The following is a 21,358-nucleotide window of genomic DNA, read 5'->3' on the forward strand; positions in this document are numbered from 1 at the left end:
TGGCTAGCCCGGGCGCGGGTGAGCGCTGCCACGCAGGGTCGCCGCAAAAGTGTTTCCGCCGGGCGCGCGTGGTGCGCGACCGCCGAAGTCTGCCTGCCAGAACACCGACCGTCGGTCAGTGCCCAACGATGGCTGCCCCGTCGCGGTCCGCATCCAACGGATCCACGATCGCACCCTGCGCGGTCAACGTGCCCTGAGCCAGCCGTGTCACCCTCGGCGAAACCGGCGGCTCCAGGTCGGCCACCACGCGGAGGCCGGAAAGGACGTCATCGGGCCGTACGGACGGGGTGACCTGCCGCACGACCAGTTCGAGTATCGCACACGGTACGGCCGGCGCCCCGGAAGGCGTCGGCGTAGGCAGTTGGACATCGATCGATATCACGGCGGCTCGGGCGTCGAAAGTACGTCGGCCCTGCTTGGTCATCCGCTCGACCAGCACCTCCTCGGCCGCGACGAAGGCGTCCACCGCGGCGCGCAGCACCGCGGTGTCAACCTCAGGCAACTCGATGTGCCAGTGCGACGCCTCGATCCGGTCCGGCAGGTTGCCCCCTTCGGCGATCACGGCGTCCAGGACGTCCAGCCCCGGCGAGAGCGCGGCGTCCAACGCGGCGCGCAACGCCTCCGGGTCGACGGTCGCCTGGAGGGCGATTTCCAGGTACTCCGCCTCGCTCGCCACCCCGGTCGGGGCGGCGCTGGCGTAGGAGATCTTCGGGTGCGGGTGAAAACCCTGGGAGAAGGCGACCGGCACGGCGGCCCGGCGTAGCGCGCGCTCGAACGCCCGGGCGAAGTCCCGGTGCGAGGTGAACCGCAGCGGCCCGCGCTTGGCGTAGCGGATGCGGACGCGCTGGACGACCGGCGCCTGGCCGCCCTCGGGTTGAGGCTTTCTGGCGATCGTGGGCTCCTCGGGTGTACCTGCGTGTCCGCCCATCCTGGCGCAGGGCTCGTGACGGTACGCAGCCGGGGCGGCCGAACCGCCGGACAGACGGACACAAACCAGCCGCCAGGGTCGCGACCACCCGGCACGAAGGCCAACGGCCGGCCGGCGACGCGGAGGTCACCAGCCGGCCACCATGATCGGACCGGTTACGGCTCCCTCGGCGGCGCGGGCGGCGACCCGCCCGGCGCCTGGCCGTAGCCGGGGGGCGGGGTGTAGCCGGAGGGAGGGGCGTAACCCGAAGGAGGGGCGTAATCGGAAGGCGGGGCATACCCGGTATGAGGGGCGTGACCGGGTGGGGGCGGGTAGCCCGGCGGTGGGGCGTAACTCGCGTCAGGCGGCGGGTACGCGCCCTGGGCCGCCCGGTCGAGCACCTCGTCCGGGATGTCGGCGGCCCGGGCCGCCTCCCGCCGGTACCGACGGCGGTTCCAGATGAGGAAGACCACCAGACCCAGCAACAACACCAGCACCACGGCGATGCCGATGCCGATCACCATGACCTGCTGGTCGGTGGGGCCACCGCGATCGCCGTGCTGGGTGACGTCGAAGTCCTCGTCCGCGCCCTCGGCACGGGCCGGGCCCGGGTCGGTCGCCGCCGCGGCCGGGTCGAGCAGCGGGTTGGCGGTAACCGGTGGCACGTTGGCCGTCAGCGCCTTGATCGGGTCGATCACCCCGAAGCCGTACTGCGGATCTCGCCCGGACGGGCCCGCGTCCCGCGCGGTCCGGATGATCCGGTTGATCACGCTCGGAGCGTTGAGGTCCGGATACTTGGAGCGGATCAACGCGGCCAGAGCGGCGACGATCGCACCGGAGTCGGAGGTGCCGTCACCCCAGCCGTAGCCCCCCTCGTTGGTGACGTTGTACACGCTGTCGCCAGGAGCGGCGACCACCGCCTCCGGCCCCTGGACGGAGCCGGACCAGAACGCGCCGCCCTTGGTCGTCCCGGTCACCGCGATCACACCAGGGGTGTTGGCGGGCTTGCCCACGGCGGTATGGCCCTTGGCGGTGTTACCCGCAGAGGCAACCAGGACGACGTCATGGTCCAACGCGTACTGGATTGCGTTCTTCTGCACGGGATTGGCGAGGCCGGGGCCACCAATGGACATGTTGATCACTTTGGCCCCGCCGTCGACGGCCATCCGAATGCCCTTGGCAACCCCGGCGTCCGTGTAGGAGCCGTCGTCCTTGCGCATCTTGATGGGCAGGATCTTCACACCGGGGGCGATGCCGACCACCCCGTCGCTGCTCGGTTTCGCCGCGATGATGCCGGCCATGTGCGTGCCGTGCCCGTCGTCGTCAGACCGGCCGTCTCCGGAGGCGCCGTAGCTGCGACCACCGGGAAGCACCTGACCGCGCAGGTCCGGGTGGCTGGCCTCGACGCCACTGTCGATCACTGCCACGACCACGCCCCGCCCGGTCGAGATCTTGTGCACCTGCTCGATCCGGAGCTCATCCAGATACCACTGCTCGGCCCGTCGGGGCGCGGCTGCCGCCGGCTGAGCGGCCCCCACCACCAGGAAACCCGCCAGCAGACAGGCGACTACCGGCCGGAGGCCTCCGACGTTCACCCTCATCCGTCCATCCTCATCGAAGGACACCCGGGGACGCCCCGTCACCAGGGCCCCACGGATCGTCATCCTCAGTCAACCACGACGAGTGCTCAGAGCCGGTGCCGCCACCCTGCCCGGCGCCACCCGCGCCGCCCATCATGCCGCCGCCCATCATTCCGGCACCGCCGACGCCTGCGCCACGCGCGCCGCCCGCCATCCCGGCGCCGCCGGCGGCCTGGGCCGTGCGCAACGCGTTCGCCGCGCTCGTCATCGGCGGCAGCTTTCCGTTGCCGCCACCCACCATGCCGGGGATGCCGCCCACGCCGATCCCGGCACCGCCGCCCAGGCCACCGCCGGCACCGCCGCCGATCCCGCCGGCCGAGCCGACGCCGGCACCGCCTCCGAAACCACCGCCGGCGCCACCGAGACCGGCGCTGCCGACCCCGCCGCCGCCGATGCCGCCGCCCAGGCCACCGACCCCGCCCGGGGTAGCGCCAGCCAGACCGCTGCTGTAGCCAGCGTCGCCGTCCGCGTAGCCCGGCAAGCTGGAGCCGGTCGACGGGGGCGTGAGCTGACCCGTGCCGCCGGTGGGCGAGCCATCGCCGAGCCCACCGGGCTTGGTTGGGGAGAACGGGTCGACGCTGGACGTCGGACCGCCCGTGTCACCGATGCCCGGCGGCCTGCTGCCGATCGTGGGGCCGCCACCACCGATGTCGGGCTTCCCGCCGAAGTCGCCACCACCGATGTCGGGTCGCCCTGTTGGCGGAACCCGGGGGTCGCGACGGATATCGTCCACTCCGTCCATTTTATCTGGGCTGTTGACAGTGAGCTTGGGGCGCTCCGTGTAGACCGCCTGGGGCAGCGGCGCCATCGCGGTGTTCGCCGCGTTCTGATTGTCCCGGTACCAGTTGTCCAGGTGGGCTCCGGTGTCCCACCAGCCGCCCCGCTTCTGGTCACCGGCCTGACCGTCGACCTTCATCGTCGCTTCCAGGTCGTCGGCCTTGTCACGGAACGCGCCGTCGGCGTACGAGCCGGGGTTGTTCTGGTAGTCCTTGCGCAGCGCGGCGAGGAACCCCGACGAGCTCTCGCCGTCGCGGGCATCGTCGAGCTCGGTGCCGTTGGGCAGGCTCCACTCGTTGAAGCCGAAGTCGTCCATCAGTGGGATCGGGATCGTGGAGACCGACTTGCGGATGTCGCCCTCGATCCGCGTCAACGCGCCACTGACGTTCGTCGCGTCGGTGATGAGATCCTCGATCTGCTTGCCGATCTTGCCCAGGTGCTCGCGGTACGCATCGCCACCGCTGCCCTGCCAACCGGCGAGCATCCCGGGCAGACCGCCGACGTGGGGGCGCTCCTGGCCTGTCGCGATCGGACCGACGAACGATCGACCGACGAGCGCGTCCCGCAGTTGTTGCAGGCCGCTCGAGAGGTTGCTCCAGCCCGCTCCGACCGATCCGACAGTTTCCGGGTCCGCGGAGAGCGTCACCTCGCGGACGCACCGCTCCCAGGTTCCTCCAGCCATGACGTCCCCCTCAGGCCGTGTACGGGTAGGTGGGTGCGCCGCTGGCAGTGGGCGGCGGCGCCGCCGACTCCAGCAGCCGCTCGATCTCCTTGCCGTTGGCGCCGTTACGCGCCTCGGTGTCGCGGAACGCCTTGGCGATCTCCTCGGTGCCCTCCTTCAGCGCGGCGAGCTTCTGGGAGAGCGTCGTGAGGTGCGCTTCCATGTTCGCCGTGGACACCTCCAGGGCCCGCCACTGCATGCGGGCGTCCTCGTACGCGCCGAAGGGAGTGCCGTTCGGGACGGTCTGGGCGTTGTTGCTGTCGCCCTTCATCCGCTCCTTGATGCGTTCCATCTCGTACTTGATGGTGTCGTCGATGTACTGCCTGAGCCGCTCGACGTACGTGGCGGCGGCGTCCAGGTCCTCGACGCTGACTTGCAGATCGCCGATGCTCGGCGGCGGGATGCTGCCCATGCGTTTCCTCCCCCGTCCCCGACCCGCCGGGTCGGTCCATGTCAGACGCAGCGTATCGAGTCTGACCTAGTCGAGGCAGCCCCAGCCACCAGCACGTGGTACAGATGGCTGCCGATCTCGCGGAAGTTTCGGCGTGGGGCACCGCGCGGGCCGAGCCCGAACAACGCCAACGGGCCCGCGAGACGCGGACCCGTTGGGCGACATGTCGGGTGTGGAGGGTGGTGGGTCACCGCCAGCCGGCGCTGCCCGAAGGCAGCGCGGTCAGGGGTGCGAGTGCGAGTGGCCCGACGGGACCTTCATGCCGTTGCCGCCCAGCGGGGTGAGCGGCAGCAGCTTCTTGCCGGTGGGGCCGATCTGGATCTCGGTGTCCATCGATGGGCAGACGCCGCAGTCGAAGCAGGGCGTCCACCGGCAGTCGTCCTGCTCGAACTCGCTGAACGAATCCTGCCAGTCCTGCCAGAGCCAGTCCTTGTCGAGGCCCGAGTCGAGGTGGTCCCAGGGCAGGACCTCCAGCTCGTCGCGCTGACGGGTGGTGTACCAGTCGAGGTCCACCCCGAACGCGGGCAGCGTCTCGGCCGCGGCCTCCACCCAGCGCTGGTACGAGAAGTGCTCGCTCCACCCGTCGAACCGGCCGCCGTTCTCCCAGACCTTGCGGATGACCGAGCCGACCCGGCGGTCACCCCGGGAGAGCAGCCCTTCGATGAGCGACGGCTCGCCGTCGTGGTAGCGGTAGCCGATGGCCCGGCCCAGCGAGCGGTCCGCGTTGATGGCCTGCTTGAGGATCTTGAGCCGGTGGTCGATGACCTCCGGACGGTCCATCGCTGCCCACTGGAACGGGGTGTGCGGCTTCGGCACGAACCCGCCGATGGAAACCGTGCAGCGGATGTCCTTGGAGCCGGTCGCGGCCCGGCCGGCCCTGATCACCTCGTGGGCCATCTCGGCGATCTCGAGGACGTCCTCGTCGGTCTCGGTGGGCAGGCCGCACATGAAGTAGAGCTTCACCTGCCGCCACCCGTTGGTGTACGCGGTGACGACCGTACGGATCAGGTCTTCCTTCGACACCATCTTGTTGATGACCTTGCGGATCCGCTCCGACCCGCCCTCCGGGGCGAAGGTCAGGCCGGTACGCCGCCCGTTGCGGGACAGCTCCTGCGCGAGGTCGATGTTGAAGGCGTCCACCCGGGTCGAGGGCAGCGACAGCGAGACGTTGGTGCCCTCGTACTGCTGGGCGAGGCCCGAGCACATGTCGCCGATCTCGGAGTGGTCCGCCGAGGAGAGCGACAGCAGGCCGACCTCGTTGAAGCCGGAGAACTCCAGGCCCTCGCGGACCATCTGCGCGACGGTGGTGATCGACCGCTCCCGCACCGGGCGGGTGATCATCCCGGCCTGGCAGAACCGGCAACCCCGGGTGCAGCCCCGGAAGATCTCCACCGCGTACCGCTCGTGCACCGTCTCGGCCAGCGGAACGAGGGGCTTCTTCGGGTACGGCCAGGCGTCCAGGTCCATCGTCGTGCGCTTGTGCACCCGGAACGGCACGTCCGCCCGGTTCGGTACGACCCGCTGGATCCGGCCGTCCGGCAGGTAGTCGACGTCGTAGAAGCGCGGCACGTAGACGCTCTCGGTGCGGGCCAGCCGCAGCAGCAGCTCGTCGCGGCCGCCCGGGGAGCCCTCGGCCTTCCACTCCCGGACGATCGCGGTGATCTCCAGGACCGCCTCCTCGCCGTCGCCGAGCACCGCGGCGTCGATGAAGTCGGCGATCGGCTCCGGGTTGAACGCGGCGTGCCCGCCGGCCACGATCACCGGGTCGGCGTCGGTGCGGTCGGCGGCCAGCATCGGGATGCCGGCCAGGTCGATCGCGGTGAGCATGTTGGTGTAACCCAGCTCGGTGGAGAAGGAGATGCCGAACACGTCGAACCCGCGCACCGCCCGGTGCGCGTCGACGGTGAACTGCGGCACGCCGTGCGTGCGCATCAGCGTCTCCAGATCCGGCCAGACCGCGTACGTCCGCTCGGCGAGGGTGTCGGGCAGCTCGTTGAGCACCTCGTAGAGGATCTGCACGCCCTGGTTGGGCAGGCCCACCTCGTAGGCGTCGGGATACATCAACGCCCAGCGCACGGTGGCCGAGTCCCAGTCCTTCGTCACCGCACCCAACTCGCCCCCGACGTACTGGATGGGCTTGGAGATCTGGGGTAGCAGCGGCTCGAGCTGGGACCACACGGAGTTGGTCGCGGCCGCGCGCGGCGTCGTGGACGGGGCACTCATGATGCCCAAGGGTACGCGTTGGTTCGGCGGCGATCGCGCGCACGCCCGATCGGCGGTGGTGGCGGCGCGGTATTAACCTCGGTTCGGCGCGAGAGGAGATTGCCGCGATGCCGGAGCCCCAGCCGGGAGCACGGCCGGCCGACGGGAGCACCCCGGGCGCGGAGCCGGAGCGGGACCGGGCGGTCGCCGACGAGCCGACCTCCCCACCCGTACCCCCGGACCAGCCGGACCCCTCGGACCAGCCCGAACCCTCGGACCAGCCCGAACCCTCGGACCAGCCGGAAGCCCCGGACCAGCCCGAACCCTCGGACCAGCCGGAAGCCCCGGACCAGCCGGAAGCCCCGGACCAGCCGGAGCCTGCCGCGACCGCGGAGGTCCCGGCGCCCAGGTGGAGTGGTTCGGCCCCGGTGCCGCCTCCGCTGCCCCGCCGACCCGCCTGGGGCGAGTCGGCCGAGCCGACCCCTCCCCCGCCGGTGACCGTCGGGCCGCCGGAGCACCAGACCCCGGTCGACCCGTGGGCCGGCGTGGACACCGGCGGCTGGGACCTGCCCTCCGCCGAACTGCCCCCGCTGCCGTATCCGACGCCGCCGGACACCCGGCAGTGGTCCGGGCCGCCCGCTCCCCCGGCCCCATCGCGGGACACCCGGCAGTGGTCCGGGCCGCCCGCTCCCCCGGCCGGGTCGCACCCGGTGCCGCCGCCGGCCGCCCCGAGCGCACCCCGGGCCATCGGACCCATGGTGCCGGCCCGGCCGATGTCGCCACCCGCACCACCGAAGGCGCCGAAGGTGCCGAAGCAGCGCCGGGGTCGGCGATCCACGGCGCCACCGCCGACGCCGCCCGGTTGGCAGGCCCCCAAGGGGTACGTGCCGCCGCCGGCCCGCCGACGACGCCGCTGGCCGTGGCTGCTGCTGCTCACCCTGGCCTGCTGCTGTGGCTGCCCCGCCTACTACGGGTTCCCGATCTCGGCCCAGTACCCGGCGCGCGCGGCCCTGCCCGTCCAGGTGGACGACCTCAGCCTGCGCCAGGACAGCCGCAGCACCGAGGCCGCCCAGAAGTTGGAGAACGAGGTACGCAAAGAGCACTGGCTGGCCGAGGAGACGTTCGCCGGTGTCTACGCCACGACGAGCGGCAAGCGGGTGACCGTCTTCGGCGGCACCGGCTTCCGGCTGAGCCCGGAGTCGGACGCGGAGGCCGAGATCAGCCGGCTCACCGACCGGTACGCGTTGGGTGCCCCGGAGAGCGTGGACACCGGTGTGCGGGGCAGGCACGAACGGTGCGCGGTGGGTAGCGCCGACGGCAGTGCCGTGGTGGTCTGCACATCGGTCGACCACGGCAGCATCGCCACCGGCGTGTTCACTCGACTCTCCGTCGCCGACAGCGCCGATCTGTTGGGCACCCTGCGCGCCCAGATCGTCCAACCCGAGCGGAATTGAGCCACATCCAGGCTGGCCGGGGTGCGCGCAGCTGCTGACGGGCAGGGTGCGCCAGTCGGGGTCAGGCGTCGCGGGTCGGGTCCGGGTGGGCGCGCGGCGGGGCGTAGCGGGGCACGTACTCCTGGCCGGTGAGCTTCTGGATCTCACTCATCAGCTCGTCGGTCATCTGCCGCAGCGAGGTGCGGTCGTCCGGTCGGCCGGTGAAGTCCAGCGGCTTGCCGAATCGAACCGTGATCTTGGCAGTGCCCGGCCGGGGCACCCGGGCACCGATCGGCTGCGCCTTGTCCGTGCCGATCATGCCGACCGGGATGATCGGCACGCCGGCCGAGATCGCCAGCCGGGCCGCGCCGGTGCGCCCCCGGTAGAGCTTGCCGTCCGGCGAGCGGGTGCCCTCCGGGTAGACCACCACCAGGTCACCGCCCTTGAGCGCCGGGATCGCCGCGTCGAACGCGGACAGAGCCGCCCGGCCGCCGGCCCGCTCGACCGGGATCGCACCCAGGCCGGTGAGGACGAACTTGGAGATCGCGCCCTTCACGCCGGCGCCCTTGAAATACTCCGACTTGGCCCAGAACGCCAGGTGCCGGGGCACGACAGTGCCGAGGAACAACTCGTCCGCCACCGAGAGGTGGTTGCCGGCGAAGACAGCGCCACCGGTCTCCGGCACGTGTTCCAGCCCCTCCACGGTCGGGCGGAACGCCAACCGCAGCGTGGGCGCCACGGTGAGCTTGCCGATGGTGTAGAGCAGGGGCACTGGTCCTCCGGCAGATCAGGTGCGAACAGGCGGTGTCACGGTAGCGGACGCCTCCACACCTCCCGGACGGAGGTGGTGAGGCGCCCGCACCCTGGCGATGGTCCGTTATACCCGGCGGACGACCACAGTTACCCGCTCACCATCGCCGACCTCGCCAGCGAAGCCCTCCAGGCCCTCAACGGCGGAGCCGCCCGAGCCCTCAACGAAGTCCACCGAGTCGGCCAGCACCTCCGCGGAGACGAAGTCGACGTACGCGGACACCGCCGCGCGTACCTCGTCGGACGCCGACACCGACACCACGATCCGGTCGGAGACGTCCAGGTCGGCGTCCCGGCGGGCCTGCTGCACCACCCGCACCACGTCGCGGGCCAGCCCCTCGGCTGCCAACTCCGCTGTGACGTCGGTGTCCAGCACCACCACGCCCTCACCGCCGGGCAGCGGCGCGGAGTGCTCGGCGTCGGCGGCGACCAGGCGCAACTCGTACTCGCCCTCGGCGAGGGTGACGCCGGCGGCCACCGGGGCGCCGTCGACCAGCTCCCACTCGCCCGCCTTGACCGCCTTGATCACCTGCTGCACCTGCTTGCCGACCCGCGGGCCGAGCGCCCGGGGCACCACCGTCAACACCTGCTCGCAGTACGCGGACAGCTCCGCGCTGAACTCCACGGTCTTCACGTTGACCTCGTCGGCGACCAGGTCGGCGAACGGCCGCAACTGCTCCGCGGCCGGCGAGGCCACTGTCAGCGTCGACAGCGGCAGTCGCACCCGCAGCCCCTTGGCCTTGCGCAGCGACAGCGCCGCCGAGGCGACCGCCCGCACGTTGTCCATCGCGGCGACCAGGTCGTGGTCGGCCGGGAACTCGCTCGCCTCGGGCCAGTCGGTCAGGTGCACCGAACGCTCCCCGGTCAGGCCACGCCAGATCTCCTCCGCGGTCAGCGGCGCGAGGGGCGCCACCACCCGGCAGAGGGTCTCCAGCACCGTCGACAGGGTGTCGAAGGCGTTGGCGTCACCGGACCAGAACCGGTCCCGGGACCGGCGCACGTACCAGTTGGTCAACGCGTCCAGGTAGGACCGGACGGTGGCGCAGGCACCGGAGATGTCGTACGCGTCCATCTGCGCGCCGACAGTGGACACCAGCTCGTTCGTCTTCGCCAGCACGTACCTGTCGAGCAGGTGGGTGGAGTCGGTACGTCGCCGGGCCTGATACCCGTCGGCGTTGGCGTAGAGCGTGAAGAAATACCACACGTTCCACAGCGGCAGCAGCACCTGCCGGACGGCGTCGCGGATGCCCGCCTCGGTGACCGCCATGTCCCCACCGCGCAGCACCGGCGAGGACATCAGCATCCAGCGCATCGCGTCCGAGCCGTACGCGTCGAAGACGTGGTAGACGTCGGGGTAATTGCGCAGGCTCTTGGACATCTTGCGACCGTCCGAGCCGAGCAGGATGCCGTGGCTCAGGCAGTTGCGGAACGCCGGCCTGTCGAACAGCGCGGTGGCCAGCACGTGCATCGTGTAGAACCAGCCGCGGGTCTGCCCGATGTACTCGACGATGAAGTCACCCGGGTAGTGGTGCTCGAACCAGTCGGCGTTCTCGAACGGGTAGTGCACCTGGGCGAACGGCATCGACCCGGACTCGAACCAGCAGTCCAACACCTCCGGCACCCGGCGCATCATCGACTGGCCGGTCGGGTCGTCCGGGTTGGGGCGGACCAGGTCGTCCACCGCCGGCCGGTGCAGGTCGGTCAGGCGTACGCCGAAGTCCCGCTCGATGTCGGCCAGCGAGCCGTAGACGTCCAGGCGCGGGTAGTTCGGGTCGTCGGACTTCCACGCCGGGATCGGCGAGCCCCAGAAGCGGTTCCGACTGATCGACCAGTCCCGGGCGTTGGCCAGCCACTTGCCGAACGAGCCGTCCTTGATGTGGCCGGGCGTCCAGTTGATCTCCTGGTTCAGCTCGACCATCCGGTCCCGGAACTGCGTCACCGCGACGAACCACGACGACACCGCCTTGTAGACCAGCGGGGTGTCGCAACGCCAGCAGTGCGGGTACGAGTGGGTGTAGGTGTCCTGCTTGAGCACCACCCCCCGGTCCTTCAGCTCCCGGATCACCGGCTTGTTGACGTCGAAGACCTGTTCACCCTGGTACGGCGGGACCAGCGCGGTGAACCGGGTGTGGTCGTCCACGGTGACGATGGTCGGGATGCCGGCGGCGTTGCAGACGTTCTGGTCGTCCTCACCGAAGGCCGGGGCCAGGTGCACGATCCCGGTGCCGTCCTCGGTGGTGACGAACTCCGCGCCGAGCACCTGGTAGGCGTTCTCCCCGGCCTGCTCGACGAGGAAGTCGAACAGCGGCGTGTAGCGACGTCCGGCCAGGTCCCGGCCGAACACGGTGCCGACCTGCTCGTAGCCCTCCAACTCCTTGGCGTACGCGGCCAGCCGCGCCGCCCCCACCAGGTAGCGGTCGCCGTCACGTTCGAGCACCGCGTACTCGATGTCGGGCCCGACGGCGAGCGCCAGGTTCGACGGCAGGGTCCACGACGTGGTGGTCCAGACGCCCAGCTTGACCGGCCCGCGCACCAGCTCCGGCGCGGACTCGTCGGCGGTCAGCTCGAACCACACCGACAGGGTGGGGTCGTGCCGGTCCCGGTAGACGTCGTCCATCCGGGTCTCGGTGTTCGACAGCGGCGTCTCACAGCGCCAGCAGTACGCCAGCACCCGGAAGCCCTCGTAGATCAGACCCTTGTCGTGCAGGGTCTTGAAGGCCCACATGACGCTTTCCATGTAGTCCAGGTCGAGGGTCTTGTAGTCGTTGGTGAAGTCGACCCAGCGGGCCTGCCGGTTGATGTAGCGCTCCCAGTCCTGGGTGAACTCCAGCACCGAGGTACGGCAGGCCTCGTTGAACCGGTCCACACCCAGGTCGATGATCTCCGCCTTGCTGGTGATGCCGAGCTGCTTCTCGGCCACCACCTCGGCGGGCAGGCCGTGGCAGTCCCAGCCGAAGCGCCGCTCGACGTGCCGCCCGCGCATGGTCTGGTAGCGCGGCACCACGTCCTTCACGTAGCCGGTGAAGAGGTGACCGTAGTGCGGCAGGCCGTTGGCGAACGGCGGGCCGTCGTAGAAGACGTACTCGTTCTTGCCGTCCGTGCCGGCGGGGCGGGCCTCGATGCTGGCCTCGAAGGTCTTGTCGGCCGTCCAGTGCTCCAGCACCCGGCGCTCGACCGCGGGCAGGTCCGGGCTCGCCGGGACACCGGCGGCGGTCGGGTCGTGCAACGGATAGGCCATCGGGGGTCGCTCTCCTCATGCAGCTCACTCAACGTGGGTCTGCGAGGACGAACCTTCCGGGGTACGCCTGGAACGGCGCTCCCGGGTGGCCCGCGGTACCACCCCGCTTGGCGGTCAGGATCGACCGCCCGCTCATTGTCGGCTGTGACGGGCCGCACCCGCCCGGTTCTACTGGGCCGGTTGCCCGACTGTTCTTCCGGAGGCTCACCGGTGATGGCCGGGTCATCGCCTTACGGGGTCCAACGATACAAGACCCACCCACCGCCACGCCTTCGAGCCGCCCACCCCGGCCGCCTCGGCGGCATGAGCGGGATCACAGCTCCGGTTGTCACGACCCGGCCCGGCCCATCCGTCGTACCGGCGTCGGACCGATCAGGAGGTAGTCGTGCAAAGAATGAACCCGGCCGAGGTCGCACCGCAGGCGTACAAGGCCGTCATGGGGTTGGAGAAGTACGTCCAGACGAACGTCGACCGCACAGTGCTGGAGCTGGTGAAGCTGCGGGCGTCGATGATCAACGGGTGCGCGTACTGCGTGGACATGCACAGCCGGGACGCGCTCGCCGACGGCGAGTCGAGCCGGCGGCTGTTCGCTGTCGCCACCTGGCGGGAGGCGCCCTTCTTCGACGAGCGGGAGCGGGCCGCGCTGGCCCTCACCGACGCGGTCACCCGGCTCGGCGAGCACGGGGTGCCGGACGAGGTGTGGGATGACGCCGCGAAGGTCTGGTCGGAGAAGGAACTGGCCGACCTCGTCGTCGCGATTGCGACAATCAACGTGTGGAACCGAATCGGTGTGACGATGCGGCTGGAGCCTCCGGCCCAGGCGTGACCACCGAGGCGGCAGCGGAGGCGGCCGGTGCGCTCGAGGCGCACCGGCCGATGCTGCTTGGGCTCGCGTACCGCCTGCTCGGCAGCCGGCACGACGCGGAGGACGTGCTCCAGGAGGCGTACCTGCGCTGGCTGGGTGTGGATCGGGCCCGGGTCGAGGAGCCGCGCCGGTACCTGTCCCGGGTGGTCACCCGGCTGGCCCTGGACCGGCTGCGGGTCCGGCAGGCGGCCCGCGAGACGTACGTCGGGACGTGGCTGCCCGAGCCGGTGCCGACCGCGCCCTCGCCGTTCGGGCCGTTGGACCGGGTGGAGCTACGCGACTCGCTCGCCACCGCGTTGCTGCACGTCCTGGAGCGGCTCACCCCGCCGGAGCGGGCGGTGTACGTCCTGCACACGGCCTTCGACCTGCCGTACGCGGAGATCGCCGAGATCCTGGACCGGTCCGTCGACGACTGCCGGCAGCTGTACCACCGGGCGAACGGCCGGGTACGGCAGGAGCAGCGTCGGTTCACCGCCAGCCGCCCGGAGCGGGAGCGGCTGCTGGACGCGTTCCTCGCCGCCGCCCGCGAGGGTGACCTGGCGAGGCTCACCGACCTGGTGGCCGCCGACGCCACCGCGTGGAACGACGGCGGCGGTCGGGCGCGGGCCGCCCTCAACCCGGTCACCGGCGCCGACCGGATCGCCCGGTTCTACGCAGGGGTCTACGGTCCACGTCACCGAGTGGCGATGGATCCGGTCGAGCTCAACGGCGAACCGGCAATGTTGATCACCCGCGCCGACGGCAGTCGGTACACGCTGACCATCGCCGCGGCCGACGGACGGATCACCGGGATCTACGTGGTCGGCAACCCGGCGAAGGTGCCGGCGGTCGGCTGAAACCGGGCGTCGTCGGTCGGCCCCGGCCGGTGGGCGTCAGCCCAGCTCGGGGAACCAGAGCGCGATCTCGCGCTTGGCGCTGTCCGTCGAGTCGGAGGCGTGCACCAGGTTCTCCCGGTTGGACAGGGACAGGTCACCCCGGATGGTCCCGGCGGCGGCCTTGCGTCCGTCGGTGGCGCCGACCAGACCGCGAACCACGTCGATGACCTGGTCGCCGGAGAGCACCAGGGCGACCAGCGGGCCGCCGGTCATGAAGTCCTTCAACGGCGGGTAGAACGCCTTGTCGACGTGCTCGGCGTAGTGCTCGTCGGCGAGCGCGGCATCCATCGTCCGGTGCGCCATCGCGTCGATCCGCAGCCCCTTGCGCTCGAAGCGGGAGAGGACCTCGCCGACCAGGCCGCGGCGGACCGCGTCGGGCTTGATCAGAACGAGGCTGCGCTCATCCGGGCTGTTGCTGGACACGCTGGGTTCCTCCTGTACGCGCTGAACGCTTGGGATCGGTACGGTCAGCCTAGCGACCCGGTCCCGGCGCCGGCGCGGCGGCCGGTCTTTCCCCCGGTGGCCGATCCGGCCTAGCCTGGTCCTGACCCCGGGAGGTCCACTGTGGCGAATGGCGGGAACCGACCCATCGCGCCGGTACGCAAGCTGATCGGCGCGGTGCTGGGCACCGTGGCCACGTTCGTCGTCCTGTTCGGGCTCGGCATGACGAGTTGGGCCATCGTGGCCCTCGGGGTCGCCCTGCTGGTGCTGGCGATCGCGCTGGCTACCGTACGCGGCGGCGGTCGCACGTGGGTCGTCGGCGTCGGGCACGTGCACAGCGCCTCCGAACCACCCACCCAGTACGCGTTCGGCCGCTGCGAACTTCAACTGGTCATTGACGCCCCTGGTCTGCCGCCGCGCTCCAAGAAGATCATTGAGCCGAGGGTGCCGGTCTCCAAGTGGCCGTCGCTGGGCCAGACTCTGCCGATCCGGGTCGCGTTGGACGACCAACGGCACGTCAAGGTCCTCTGGGACGAGGTGCCGACCCATGCCGAGACCGCCGCTGCCGTCGCCGATCTACCCCCGGAGTTCGCCGACGCGGAGGCGATGGACGAGCTGTTGATCCAGCAGGACGCGCCGCCGTGGGCAGACCGCGCACCCGACGACGACTTCCGCGACGAGTTCCGCGACCCGGTCGGTGACCCGTTCCGGGACCCGGTCGGTGACCCGTTCCGCGACCCGCTCGGTGACCCGCTGCGCACCGACGCTTCGCGCACCGACCCTTCGCGGACCGACCTTCGGCGCGACGACCTCCGGCGCGACGACCCGGGCGTCGTGCCCGAGGAGCGCGAGCCCGTGGTGATGCACCAGAGCCCGGGTGGCCCTGTGGTGTTGGAGGGTGTCGTCGTCGAGCCGCAGGCCGGCGGGCTGCCCCGACGGGCGACCACTCCGGCGCCGCGCCCGCCCGCCGAGGAGCGCTTCGACGAGCCGGCCGCCGACCGGTTCGACGCTTCGGGAGCGGGCGGCACGACCGCACCGCCCACCGAGGATCCCGTCGACCCGCCCAGCGCGGAACGCTTCGAGCAGCCCGGCGCCGAACGCTTCGAGCAGCCCAGCGCGCAACGCTTCGACCCGCCGCCCGCGCAGCGGTCCGGCACGGGCGCGGCCGACCCGCTGGACCCACTCGATCTTCCGCTGGATGATCCCTCCCCGGCCGGGACCGCACCCACGACAGTGACCGACGAGGAACTGGACCAGGCGATCTTCGGGTTCGACGCTGGCTCGGCCGCGGATCCGGCCGCGCCGATCAGCGGGGTGGGCCTCACCCTGCTGGTCACCGACCTGCCCCGGTCGCTCGGTTTCTACCGCGACGTGCTCGGCTTCAGCGAGGTCGACCAGGGTGCCCACAACGCCGTCCTGGCCTCCGGGTCGACCCGGATCGTCCTGCGCGAGGTGACCGGGGCGGCGCCCATCAGCCGCCGACTCGTGCACGTCAACCTCGAGGTGAGCGACATCGAGGCGGCGTACGAGCGGTTGCGCGGGTCGGGCGTCCGCTTCACGTACGCGCCCCGGGTGGTCAACAGGGGCACCAAGCTGGAGGGGTGGGCGGCGGCCTTCCGCGACCCGGATGGCCACGGCGTCGCGCTCACCCAGTGGCGCGAACGCGCCGACGCCTGACCCGGCCCGCCTTCGGACGGCGCCAGCCGGGTCCGGCGTCAGCCGAGAATGACGCGGCGAACGTGCAGCGCGTACGCCCAGACCAGGGCGAAGATGATGCCCAGCCCGAGCAGCGACCAGTGCAGCAGACCGCCCAGCAACAGCAGGCCCTGGAGCACGGTGCCGGCGTTCCAGGCCCACTGGCGACGCATCATGCCGGCGAGCACCACGGCGGCCACCGCCAGTGCCACCACCGCACCGATCGCGGCGCCGCCGAGGTCACCGCCGACCACCCGGATCGGCTGGATCGCCAGCAACAGCACCAGCGCCTCCAGGCTGAGGGTGCCGGCACCGAGACCGCGTACCGCCCGCTCCGGGTTGCGCAACCCGGAGCGTCGCGGCTGCCCCGCCGTGGGCTCCTCCCCCGCTGGCTGCTCGACCGGCGTGCCGGTCGGGTCCTCGGTGGGGTGCGGGTCCCGCTCCGGGCTGGTCATCGCTTCAGCAGCCGACGCGCGTCGGCGACAGTCACCACGGACCCCGTGACCAGCACACCGACGCCGCTCAGCTCACCGGGGACGTCCTCCTCGGCCATCGCCACCGCCAGCTCGATGGCGTCCGGCATCTCCTCGGCCGAAGCCACCCGCTCCTCGCCGAAGATCTCGGCGGCCAGCGCGGCGAGTTCCTCCGTCGGCATCGCCCGTGGCGAGGTGTTGCGGGTGACCACCACCTGGTCGACCACCGGCTCCAGCAACTCCAGCAGCGCTTCCGCGTCCTTGTCGGCCAGCACGCCGATCACGGCCACCAGCTTACTGAACGCGAACTCCTCCTGGAGCGCGGTGACCGTGGCCTTCATGCCGTGCGGGTTGTGCGCACCGTCCAGCAGGATGGTCGGGGCGTTACGGACCCGCTCCAGCCGACCCGGGGAGCTGGTCGAGGCGAAGCCCTCCCGGACCGCCTCGATGTCCAGCTGACGTCGAGCCCCCGCGCCGAGGAACGCCTCCACGGCGGCGAGCGCCATTGCCGCGTTCTGCGCCTGGTGGGCACCGTGCAGCGGAATGAACACGTCGTCGTACACGCCACCCAGCCCCTGGAGGGTGAGCACCTGACCGCCGACCGCGACCGCCCGACCCAGCACGCCGAACTCGCCGCCCTCCCGGGCGATGGTGGCCCCGACCTCGGCGCAGCGTTCGAGGAGGGGACCGGCGGCCTCCTCCTCCTGGGCCGCCGAGATCACTGTGGCCCCCGGGTGGATGATGCCGGCCTTCGCCAGCGCGATGTCCTGGAGCGTGTCACCGAGCCACTCGGTGTGGTCCAGCCCGATCGGGGTGATCACGCAGACCCCGGCCTGGAGGACGTTCGTGGCGTCCTCGGCCCCGCCGAGGCCCACCTCGACCACCGCGATGTCGACCGGCGCGTCGGCGAAGGTGGCAAACGCCAGCGCGGTGGTCATGTCGAAGTACGTCAGCGGCTCGTCGGATCGCGCGTCGACCAGCTCGGCCAGTGGCTTGATCTCCCGGTACACCGACGCGAACCGTTCCTCGCTGACCGGCTCCCCGTCCAGGCTGATCCGCTCCCGGACGGTCTCCAGGTGCGGGCTGGTGTACCGCCCGGTGTGCAGCCCGTGCGCCCGCAACAGCGAGTCGATCATCCGCGCGGTGGAGGTCTTGCCGTTGGTGCCGGTCAGGTGGATCGCCGGGTACGCCCGCTGAGGGCTGCCGAGCAGGTCGAGTAGCGACTCGATCCGGTCCAGCTCGAAGACCATGCGGGTGAAACCGCGGGCGTTCAGCTCTGCTTCGACGGCGGCGAATTCGTTACGGTCGGTCACGAGGGCAGTGTCTCCAGAGCAGCGTTGATCCGGACCAGGTCGGCCTCGGCGGTGGCGAGCCGGTCGCGGATCTTCGCGACCACCGGCTCGGGGGCCTTGCCGATGAAGGCAGGGTTGTCGAGCTTCGACCGGGCCTGCGCGACCTCCTTCTCGGCTGCCGCGCGGTCCTTCGTCAGCCGGGCCCGCTCGGCGCCCACGTCGATCGACCCCCGGGTGTCCAACGCGACACCGACGGCGCCGGGCATGGCCAACGTGGCGCTGGCCTGGAAGTCGTCACCGGCCGGATCCAACCGGACCAGCGAACGGATCAGCGGCTCGTGGGCGGCGATACCCGCGCCGGACAGCCCGTCCAGGCGGGCAGCCACCCGCTGCGTGGGGCGCAGCCCCTGGTCGGAACGGAACCGGCGGATCTCGGTGACCACCCGCTGCACGCCGACCATCTCGGCCTCGGCGGCGTCGTCGACCAGCGATCGGTCCGCCACCGGCCAGGCCGCGGCCTGCACCGTCTCGCCGCCGGTCAGCGCGAGCCACAACTCCTCGGTGACGAACGGGATGACCGGGTGCAGCAGCCGCAGCAGCTGGTCGAGCACGTGCCCGAGCACACGACGGCTGGCCTCCGCGCGCTCACCGCCCTCGGCGAGCACCGGCTTGCTCAGCTCGACGTACCAGTCGCAGACGTCGTCCCAGGCGAAGTGGTACAGCAGGTCGCACACCTTGGCGAACTCGTACGCCTCGAACTGCTCGTCGACCTCGGCGGTGACGTGCGCCAACCGGGACAGGATCCACCGGTCGACGGTGGAGAGCTGCTCGGTGGGGGGCAGGTCGCCAGTGGTGTGCGCACCGTTCATCAGGGCGAACCGGGTGGCGTTCCAGAGCTTGTTGCAGAAGTTGCGGGAGCCCTGGCACCACTCCTCGCTGACCGGGACGTCCTGGCCGGGGTTCGCACCCCGCGCCAGGGTGAACCGGGTGGCGTCGGCACCGTACCGGTCGATCCAGTCCAGCGGGTCGACCACGTTGCCGAACGACTTCGACATCTTCTTGCCGAACTGATCGCGCACCATGCCGTGCAGCGCGACCACGTCGAAGGGCGGCCGGCCGTCCATCGCGTAGAGGCCGAACATCATCATCCGGGCGACCCAGAAGAACAGGATGTCGTAACCGGTGACCAGCACGCTGGTCGGGTAGAACTTCGCCAGGTCCGGAGTCTGCTCGGGCCAGCCCAGGGTGGAGAACGGCCACAGACCGCTGGAGAACCAGGTGTCCAGAACGTCCTCGTCCTGGTGCCAGCCCTCGCCGGTCGGCGGCGCCTCGTCGGGGCCGACGCAGACGATCTCACCCGCCGGGCCGTACCAGACCGGGATGCGGTGCCCCCACCACAGCTGCCGGGAGATGCACCAGTCGTGCATGTTGTCGACCCAGGCGAAGTAGCGCTTGGCCAGCTCGGCCGGCTCGATGCGCACCCGACCGTCGCGGACCGCGTCACCAGCGGCCTGGGCCAGCGGGGCGGTGTTGACGAACCACTGCAGCGACAGCCGCGGCTCGACAGTGGTCTTGCACCGCGAGCAGTGCCCGACCGCGTGCACGTACGGGCGCTTCTCGGCGACGATCCGGCCCTGCTCCCGCAGCGCCGCCACGATCGCCGGTCGCGCCTCGAACCGGTCCAGCCCCTCGAACGGGCCGGGCACGGTGATCACACCCCGCTCGTCCATCACGGTCAGCGCGGGCAGGTCGTGCCGCTGGCCGATCTCGAAGTCGTTCGGATCGTGGGCCGGCGTCACCTTGACCATGCCGGTGCCGAAGGACGGGTCGACGTGCGCGTCGGCGACGATCGGGATCCGCCGGCCGGTCAGCGGCAGCTCGACCTCGGTGCCGATCAGGTGCTGGTAGCGCTCGTCGTCGGGGTGCACCGCCACGGCGGTGTCGCCGAGCATCGTCTCGGCCCGGGTGGTGGCGACGACGACCTCGTCGCTGTAGCGGATCGAGATCAGCTCGCCGTCGTCGTCGGTGTGCTCGACCTCGATGTCGGAGAGCGCCGTGAGGCAGCGCGGACACCAGTTGATGATCCGGTTGGCCCGGTAGATCAGGCCGTCGTCGAAGAGCTTCTTGAAGATGGTCTGGACGGCGCGGGTCAGCCCCGCGTCCATGGTGAAGCGCTCGCGGTCCCAGTCGACGGAGTCGCCGAGGCGACGCATCTGACCGAGGATGGCGCCCCCGGACTCGGCCTTCCACTGCCAGACCCGCTCGACGAACTTCTCCCGGCCGAGATCGTGCCGGGACAGCCCCTCGGCGGCGAGCTGACGCTCAACCAGGTTCTGGGTGGCGATGCCGGCGTGGTCCATGCCCGGCAACCACAGCGCCTCGAAGCCCTGCATCCGCTTACGCCGGGTCAACGCGTCCATCAGCGTGTGCTCGAACGCGTGACCCATGTGCAGCGAGCCGGTGACGTTCGGCGGCGGGATGACGATGGTGAACGGGGGCTTGTCGCTGTCGGCGGAGGCCCGGAAGTGCCCGCCGGCTACCCACTGCTCGTACCGTCGCTGCTCTACCTCACCGGGCTGGTACTGGCCGGCAAGCGTCGGGGCGTCGGGGCGTCGGGCATCCAGTCTCTCGGTCACCGGACAAGTCTACGGAGGGCTTCCGCAGACCTGACGTGCGCCACCTGCCGTTCGCGTACGGTGTCGGCTATGTCCGACGCACATCTCACCGAGCGGTCGCGCGACGGCGGCCGCGAGCCGGTCGAGCTGACCGAAGAGCCGATCCAGCTGAGCACCCGGGACTCCGGAGGCGACCCCGACGAGCGGCCCAGTGGCTGGTCACGCCGCCGCAAGATCGGTTGGACGGTCGCACTTGTGGTCGGTCTCGCCGGTGCCGGCGTGCTTGGTGTCGGTGGGTGGCGGGTGGCGCAGCAGAAGGACACCCAGGTGGCCTCACCCGATCGGGTGGCGGGTCTGACGCGTGACGACAGCGAGCGGGCGAAGAGCACTGCCGACTATCTGCGCAGCGGCCTGGCGGCGAACATCGAACTGGACCGCAGTTTCGGCACCGTCTACCGCGACCCGGCCGACGACAAGCGCTCCGTGCTCATCTTCGGGGGCACCACACTGCTCTGGCAGCCGGAACGGGACCTGGACAGCCTCTTCCGCCTGATGTCGGACGAGACCGGCGCGGTGAACGGTCTGCGGGAGCTGCCCGCGGGTGATCTCGGCGGGGTGCTGAAGTGTGGCAGCACCAGCGGCGAGGGCGGGGACTTCGCGGTGTGCGGCTGGGCCGACCACGGCAGCGTGGTCATGGCGATGTTCCCGGGCCGGGCGGTCAGCGACGCCGGCGGCCTGCTGCGCAACCTGCGCGACGGCATGCAGACCCGAGACTGACCGAGCATGCGGGCCGCCCGCCTCGATCACCGCCACTCCCCCCATCCCGGCCCGCAGGCCCGCGCAACATCCTGGATGTAGTTAGTGGCATCAGGACGCGCGGATACCACTACAACCAAGGATCGAGCGTGACCTTGTCGGGCTTA

The 21,358-nt window shown here is 71.1% G+C and carries 16 protein-coding genes; 5 read left to right on the plus strand and 11 right to left on the minus strand.

What is annotated here, in order from left to right:
• Positions 1-115: 115 nt before the first annotated feature.
• From AB0C19_RS32140 to AB0C19_RS32160, 5 genes are all read right to left on the minus strand, one after another.
• Entirely contained in the window at positions 116-928 is an 813-nt protein-coding gene (locus AB0C19_RS32140) for a TIGR03936 family radical SAM-associated protein (RefSeq protein WP_266304630.1), read from the minus strand.
• A 155-nt stretch (positions 929-1,083) separates the two neighbouring features.
• Positions 1,084-2,508, minus strand: coding sequence for a type VII secretion-associated serine protease mycosin (mycP, locus tag AB0C19_RS32145; protein WP_357191436.1), 1,425 nt, complete (start codon positions 2,506-2,508; stop codon positions 1,084-1,086).
• 10 nt (positions 2,509-2,518) lie between these two features.
• A complete protein-coding gene (locus AB0C19_RS32150) occupies positions 2,519-4,006 on the minus strand; it encodes a hypothetical protein (protein ID WP_357191438.1) in 1,488 nt (495 codons plus the stop codon).
• 10 nt (positions 4,007-4,016) lie between these two features.
• Positions 4,017-4,457, minus strand: a complete 441-nt coding sequence (locus tag AB0C19_RS32155) for a hypothetical protein (protein ID WP_210785324.1) — start codon at positions 4,455-4,457, stop codon at positions 4,017-4,019.
• A gap of 261 nt (positions 4,458-4,718) precedes the next feature.
• Positions 4,719-6,719 (minus strand): TIGR03960 family B12-binding radical SAM protein, encoded by a 2,001-nt coding sequence (locus AB0C19_RS32160; RefSeq protein ID WP_357191440.1) that lies wholly within the window; start codon positions 6,717-6,719, stop codon positions 4,719-4,721.
• A 107-nt stretch (positions 6,720-6,826) separates the two neighbouring features.
• On the opposite strand from AB0C19_RS32160, the gene AB0C19_RS32165 reads away from it, so the two are divergent.
• Entirely contained in the window at positions 6,827-8,152 is a 1,326-nt protein-coding gene (locus tag AB0C19_RS32165; protein ID WP_357191442.1) for a hypothetical protein, read from the plus strand.
• A 61-nt stretch (positions 8,153-8,213) separates the two neighbouring features.
• On the opposite strand, the gene AB0C19_RS32170 is transcribed toward AB0C19_RS32165, so the two are convergent.
• Both AB0C19_RS32170 and ileS read right to left on the minus strand, forming a co-directional pair.
• Positions 8,214-8,903: a lysophospholipid acyltransferase family protein gene (locus tag AB0C19_RS32170; protein ID WP_357191444.1), complete on the minus strand. Its 690-nt coding sequence runs from the start codon at positions 8,901-8,903 to the stop codon at positions 8,214-8,216.
• Positions 8,904-9,008: 105 nt separating this feature from the next.
• Positions 9,009-12,179: an isoleucine--tRNA ligase gene (gene ileS / locus AB0C19_RS32175; protein ID WP_357191446.1), complete on the minus strand. Its 3,171-nt coding sequence runs from the start codon at positions 12,177-12,179 to the stop codon at positions 9,009-9,011.
• Between the two features lie 385 nt (positions 12,180-12,564).
• Between ileS and AB0C19_RS32180 the strand changes: the two genes are divergently transcribed.
• Both AB0C19_RS32180 and sigJ read left to right on the plus strand, forming a co-directional pair.
• Positions 12,565-13,005, plus strand: a complete 441-nt coding sequence (locus AB0C19_RS32180) for a carboxymuconolactone decarboxylase family protein (protein WP_357191448.1) — start codon at positions 12,565-12,567, stop codon at positions 13,003-13,005.
• On the plus strand, positions 13,002-13,880 hold the full coding sequence (gene sigJ / locus AB0C19_RS32185) for an RNA polymerase sigma factor SigJ (RefSeq protein WP_357191451.1): 879 nt from the start codon (positions 13,002-13,004) through the stop codon (positions 13,878-13,880). Before AB0C19_RS32180 ends, sigJ begins: the two co-directional genes overlap by 4 nt.
• A gap of 36 nt (positions 13,881-13,916) precedes the next feature.
• On the opposite strand, the gene ndk is transcribed toward sigJ, so the two are convergent.
• The gene (gene ndk / locus AB0C19_RS32190; protein ID WP_088949743.1) at positions 13,917-14,342 is read right to left on the minus strand and encodes a nucleoside-diphosphate kinase; all 426 of its coding nucleotides are present in this window, start codon (positions 14,340-14,342) and stop codon (positions 13,917-13,919) included.
• 141 nt (positions 14,343-14,483) lie between these two features.
• On the opposite strand from ndk, the gene AB0C19_RS32195 reads away from it, so the two are divergent.
• A complete protein-coding gene (locus AB0C19_RS32195; protein WP_357191453.1) occupies positions 14,484-16,037 on the plus strand; it encodes a VOC family protein in 1,554 nt (517 codons plus the stop codon).
• 38 nt (positions 16,038-16,075) lie between these two features.
• Here the strand turns inward: AB0C19_RS32195 and AB0C19_RS32200 are convergent, their stop codons facing one another.
• The 3 genes from AB0C19_RS32200 to AB0C19_RS32210 are packed head-to-tail and all read right to left on the minus strand — an operon-like array spanning position 16,076 to position 20,456.
• Positions 16,076-16,510 carry a DUF4233 domain-containing protein gene (locus tag AB0C19_RS32200; protein ID WP_357191455.1) on the minus strand — a complete coding sequence of 145 codons (435 nt, stop codon included), beginning with the start codon at positions 16,508-16,510 and terminating at the stop codon, positions 16,076-16,078.
• Positions 16,507-17,841, minus strand: a complete 1,335-nt coding sequence (locus tag AB0C19_RS32205; protein ID WP_357191457.1) for a folylpolyglutamate synthase/dihydrofolate synthase family protein — start codon at positions 17,839-17,841, stop codon at positions 16,507-16,509. Before AB0C19_RS32205 ends, AB0C19_RS32200 begins: the two co-directional genes overlap by 4 nt.
• Positions 17,838-20,456, minus strand: coding sequence for a valine--tRNA ligase (locus tag AB0C19_RS32210; RefSeq protein WP_357191459.1), 2,619 nt, complete (start codon positions 20,454-20,456; stop codon positions 17,838-17,840). The genes AB0C19_RS32205 and AB0C19_RS32210 overlap by 4 nt, the downstream gene beginning before the upstream one ends.
• Before the next feature lie 69 nt (positions 20,457-20,525).
• Between AB0C19_RS32210 and AB0C19_RS32215 the strand changes: the two genes are divergently transcribed.
• Positions 20,526-21,212, plus strand: coding sequence for a hypothetical protein (locus tag AB0C19_RS32215; RefSeq protein ID WP_357191461.1), 687 nt, complete (start codon positions 20,526-20,528; stop codon positions 21,210-21,212).
• Positions 21,213-21,358: the final 146 nt, after the last annotated feature.

Source organism: Micromonospora sp. NPDC048842 (assembly GCF_040649935.1).
In the GTDB taxonomy this organism is placed as follows: domain Bacteria; phylum Actinomycetota; class Actinomycetes; order Mycobacteriales; family Micromonosporaceae; genus Micromonospora; species Micromonospora hortensis.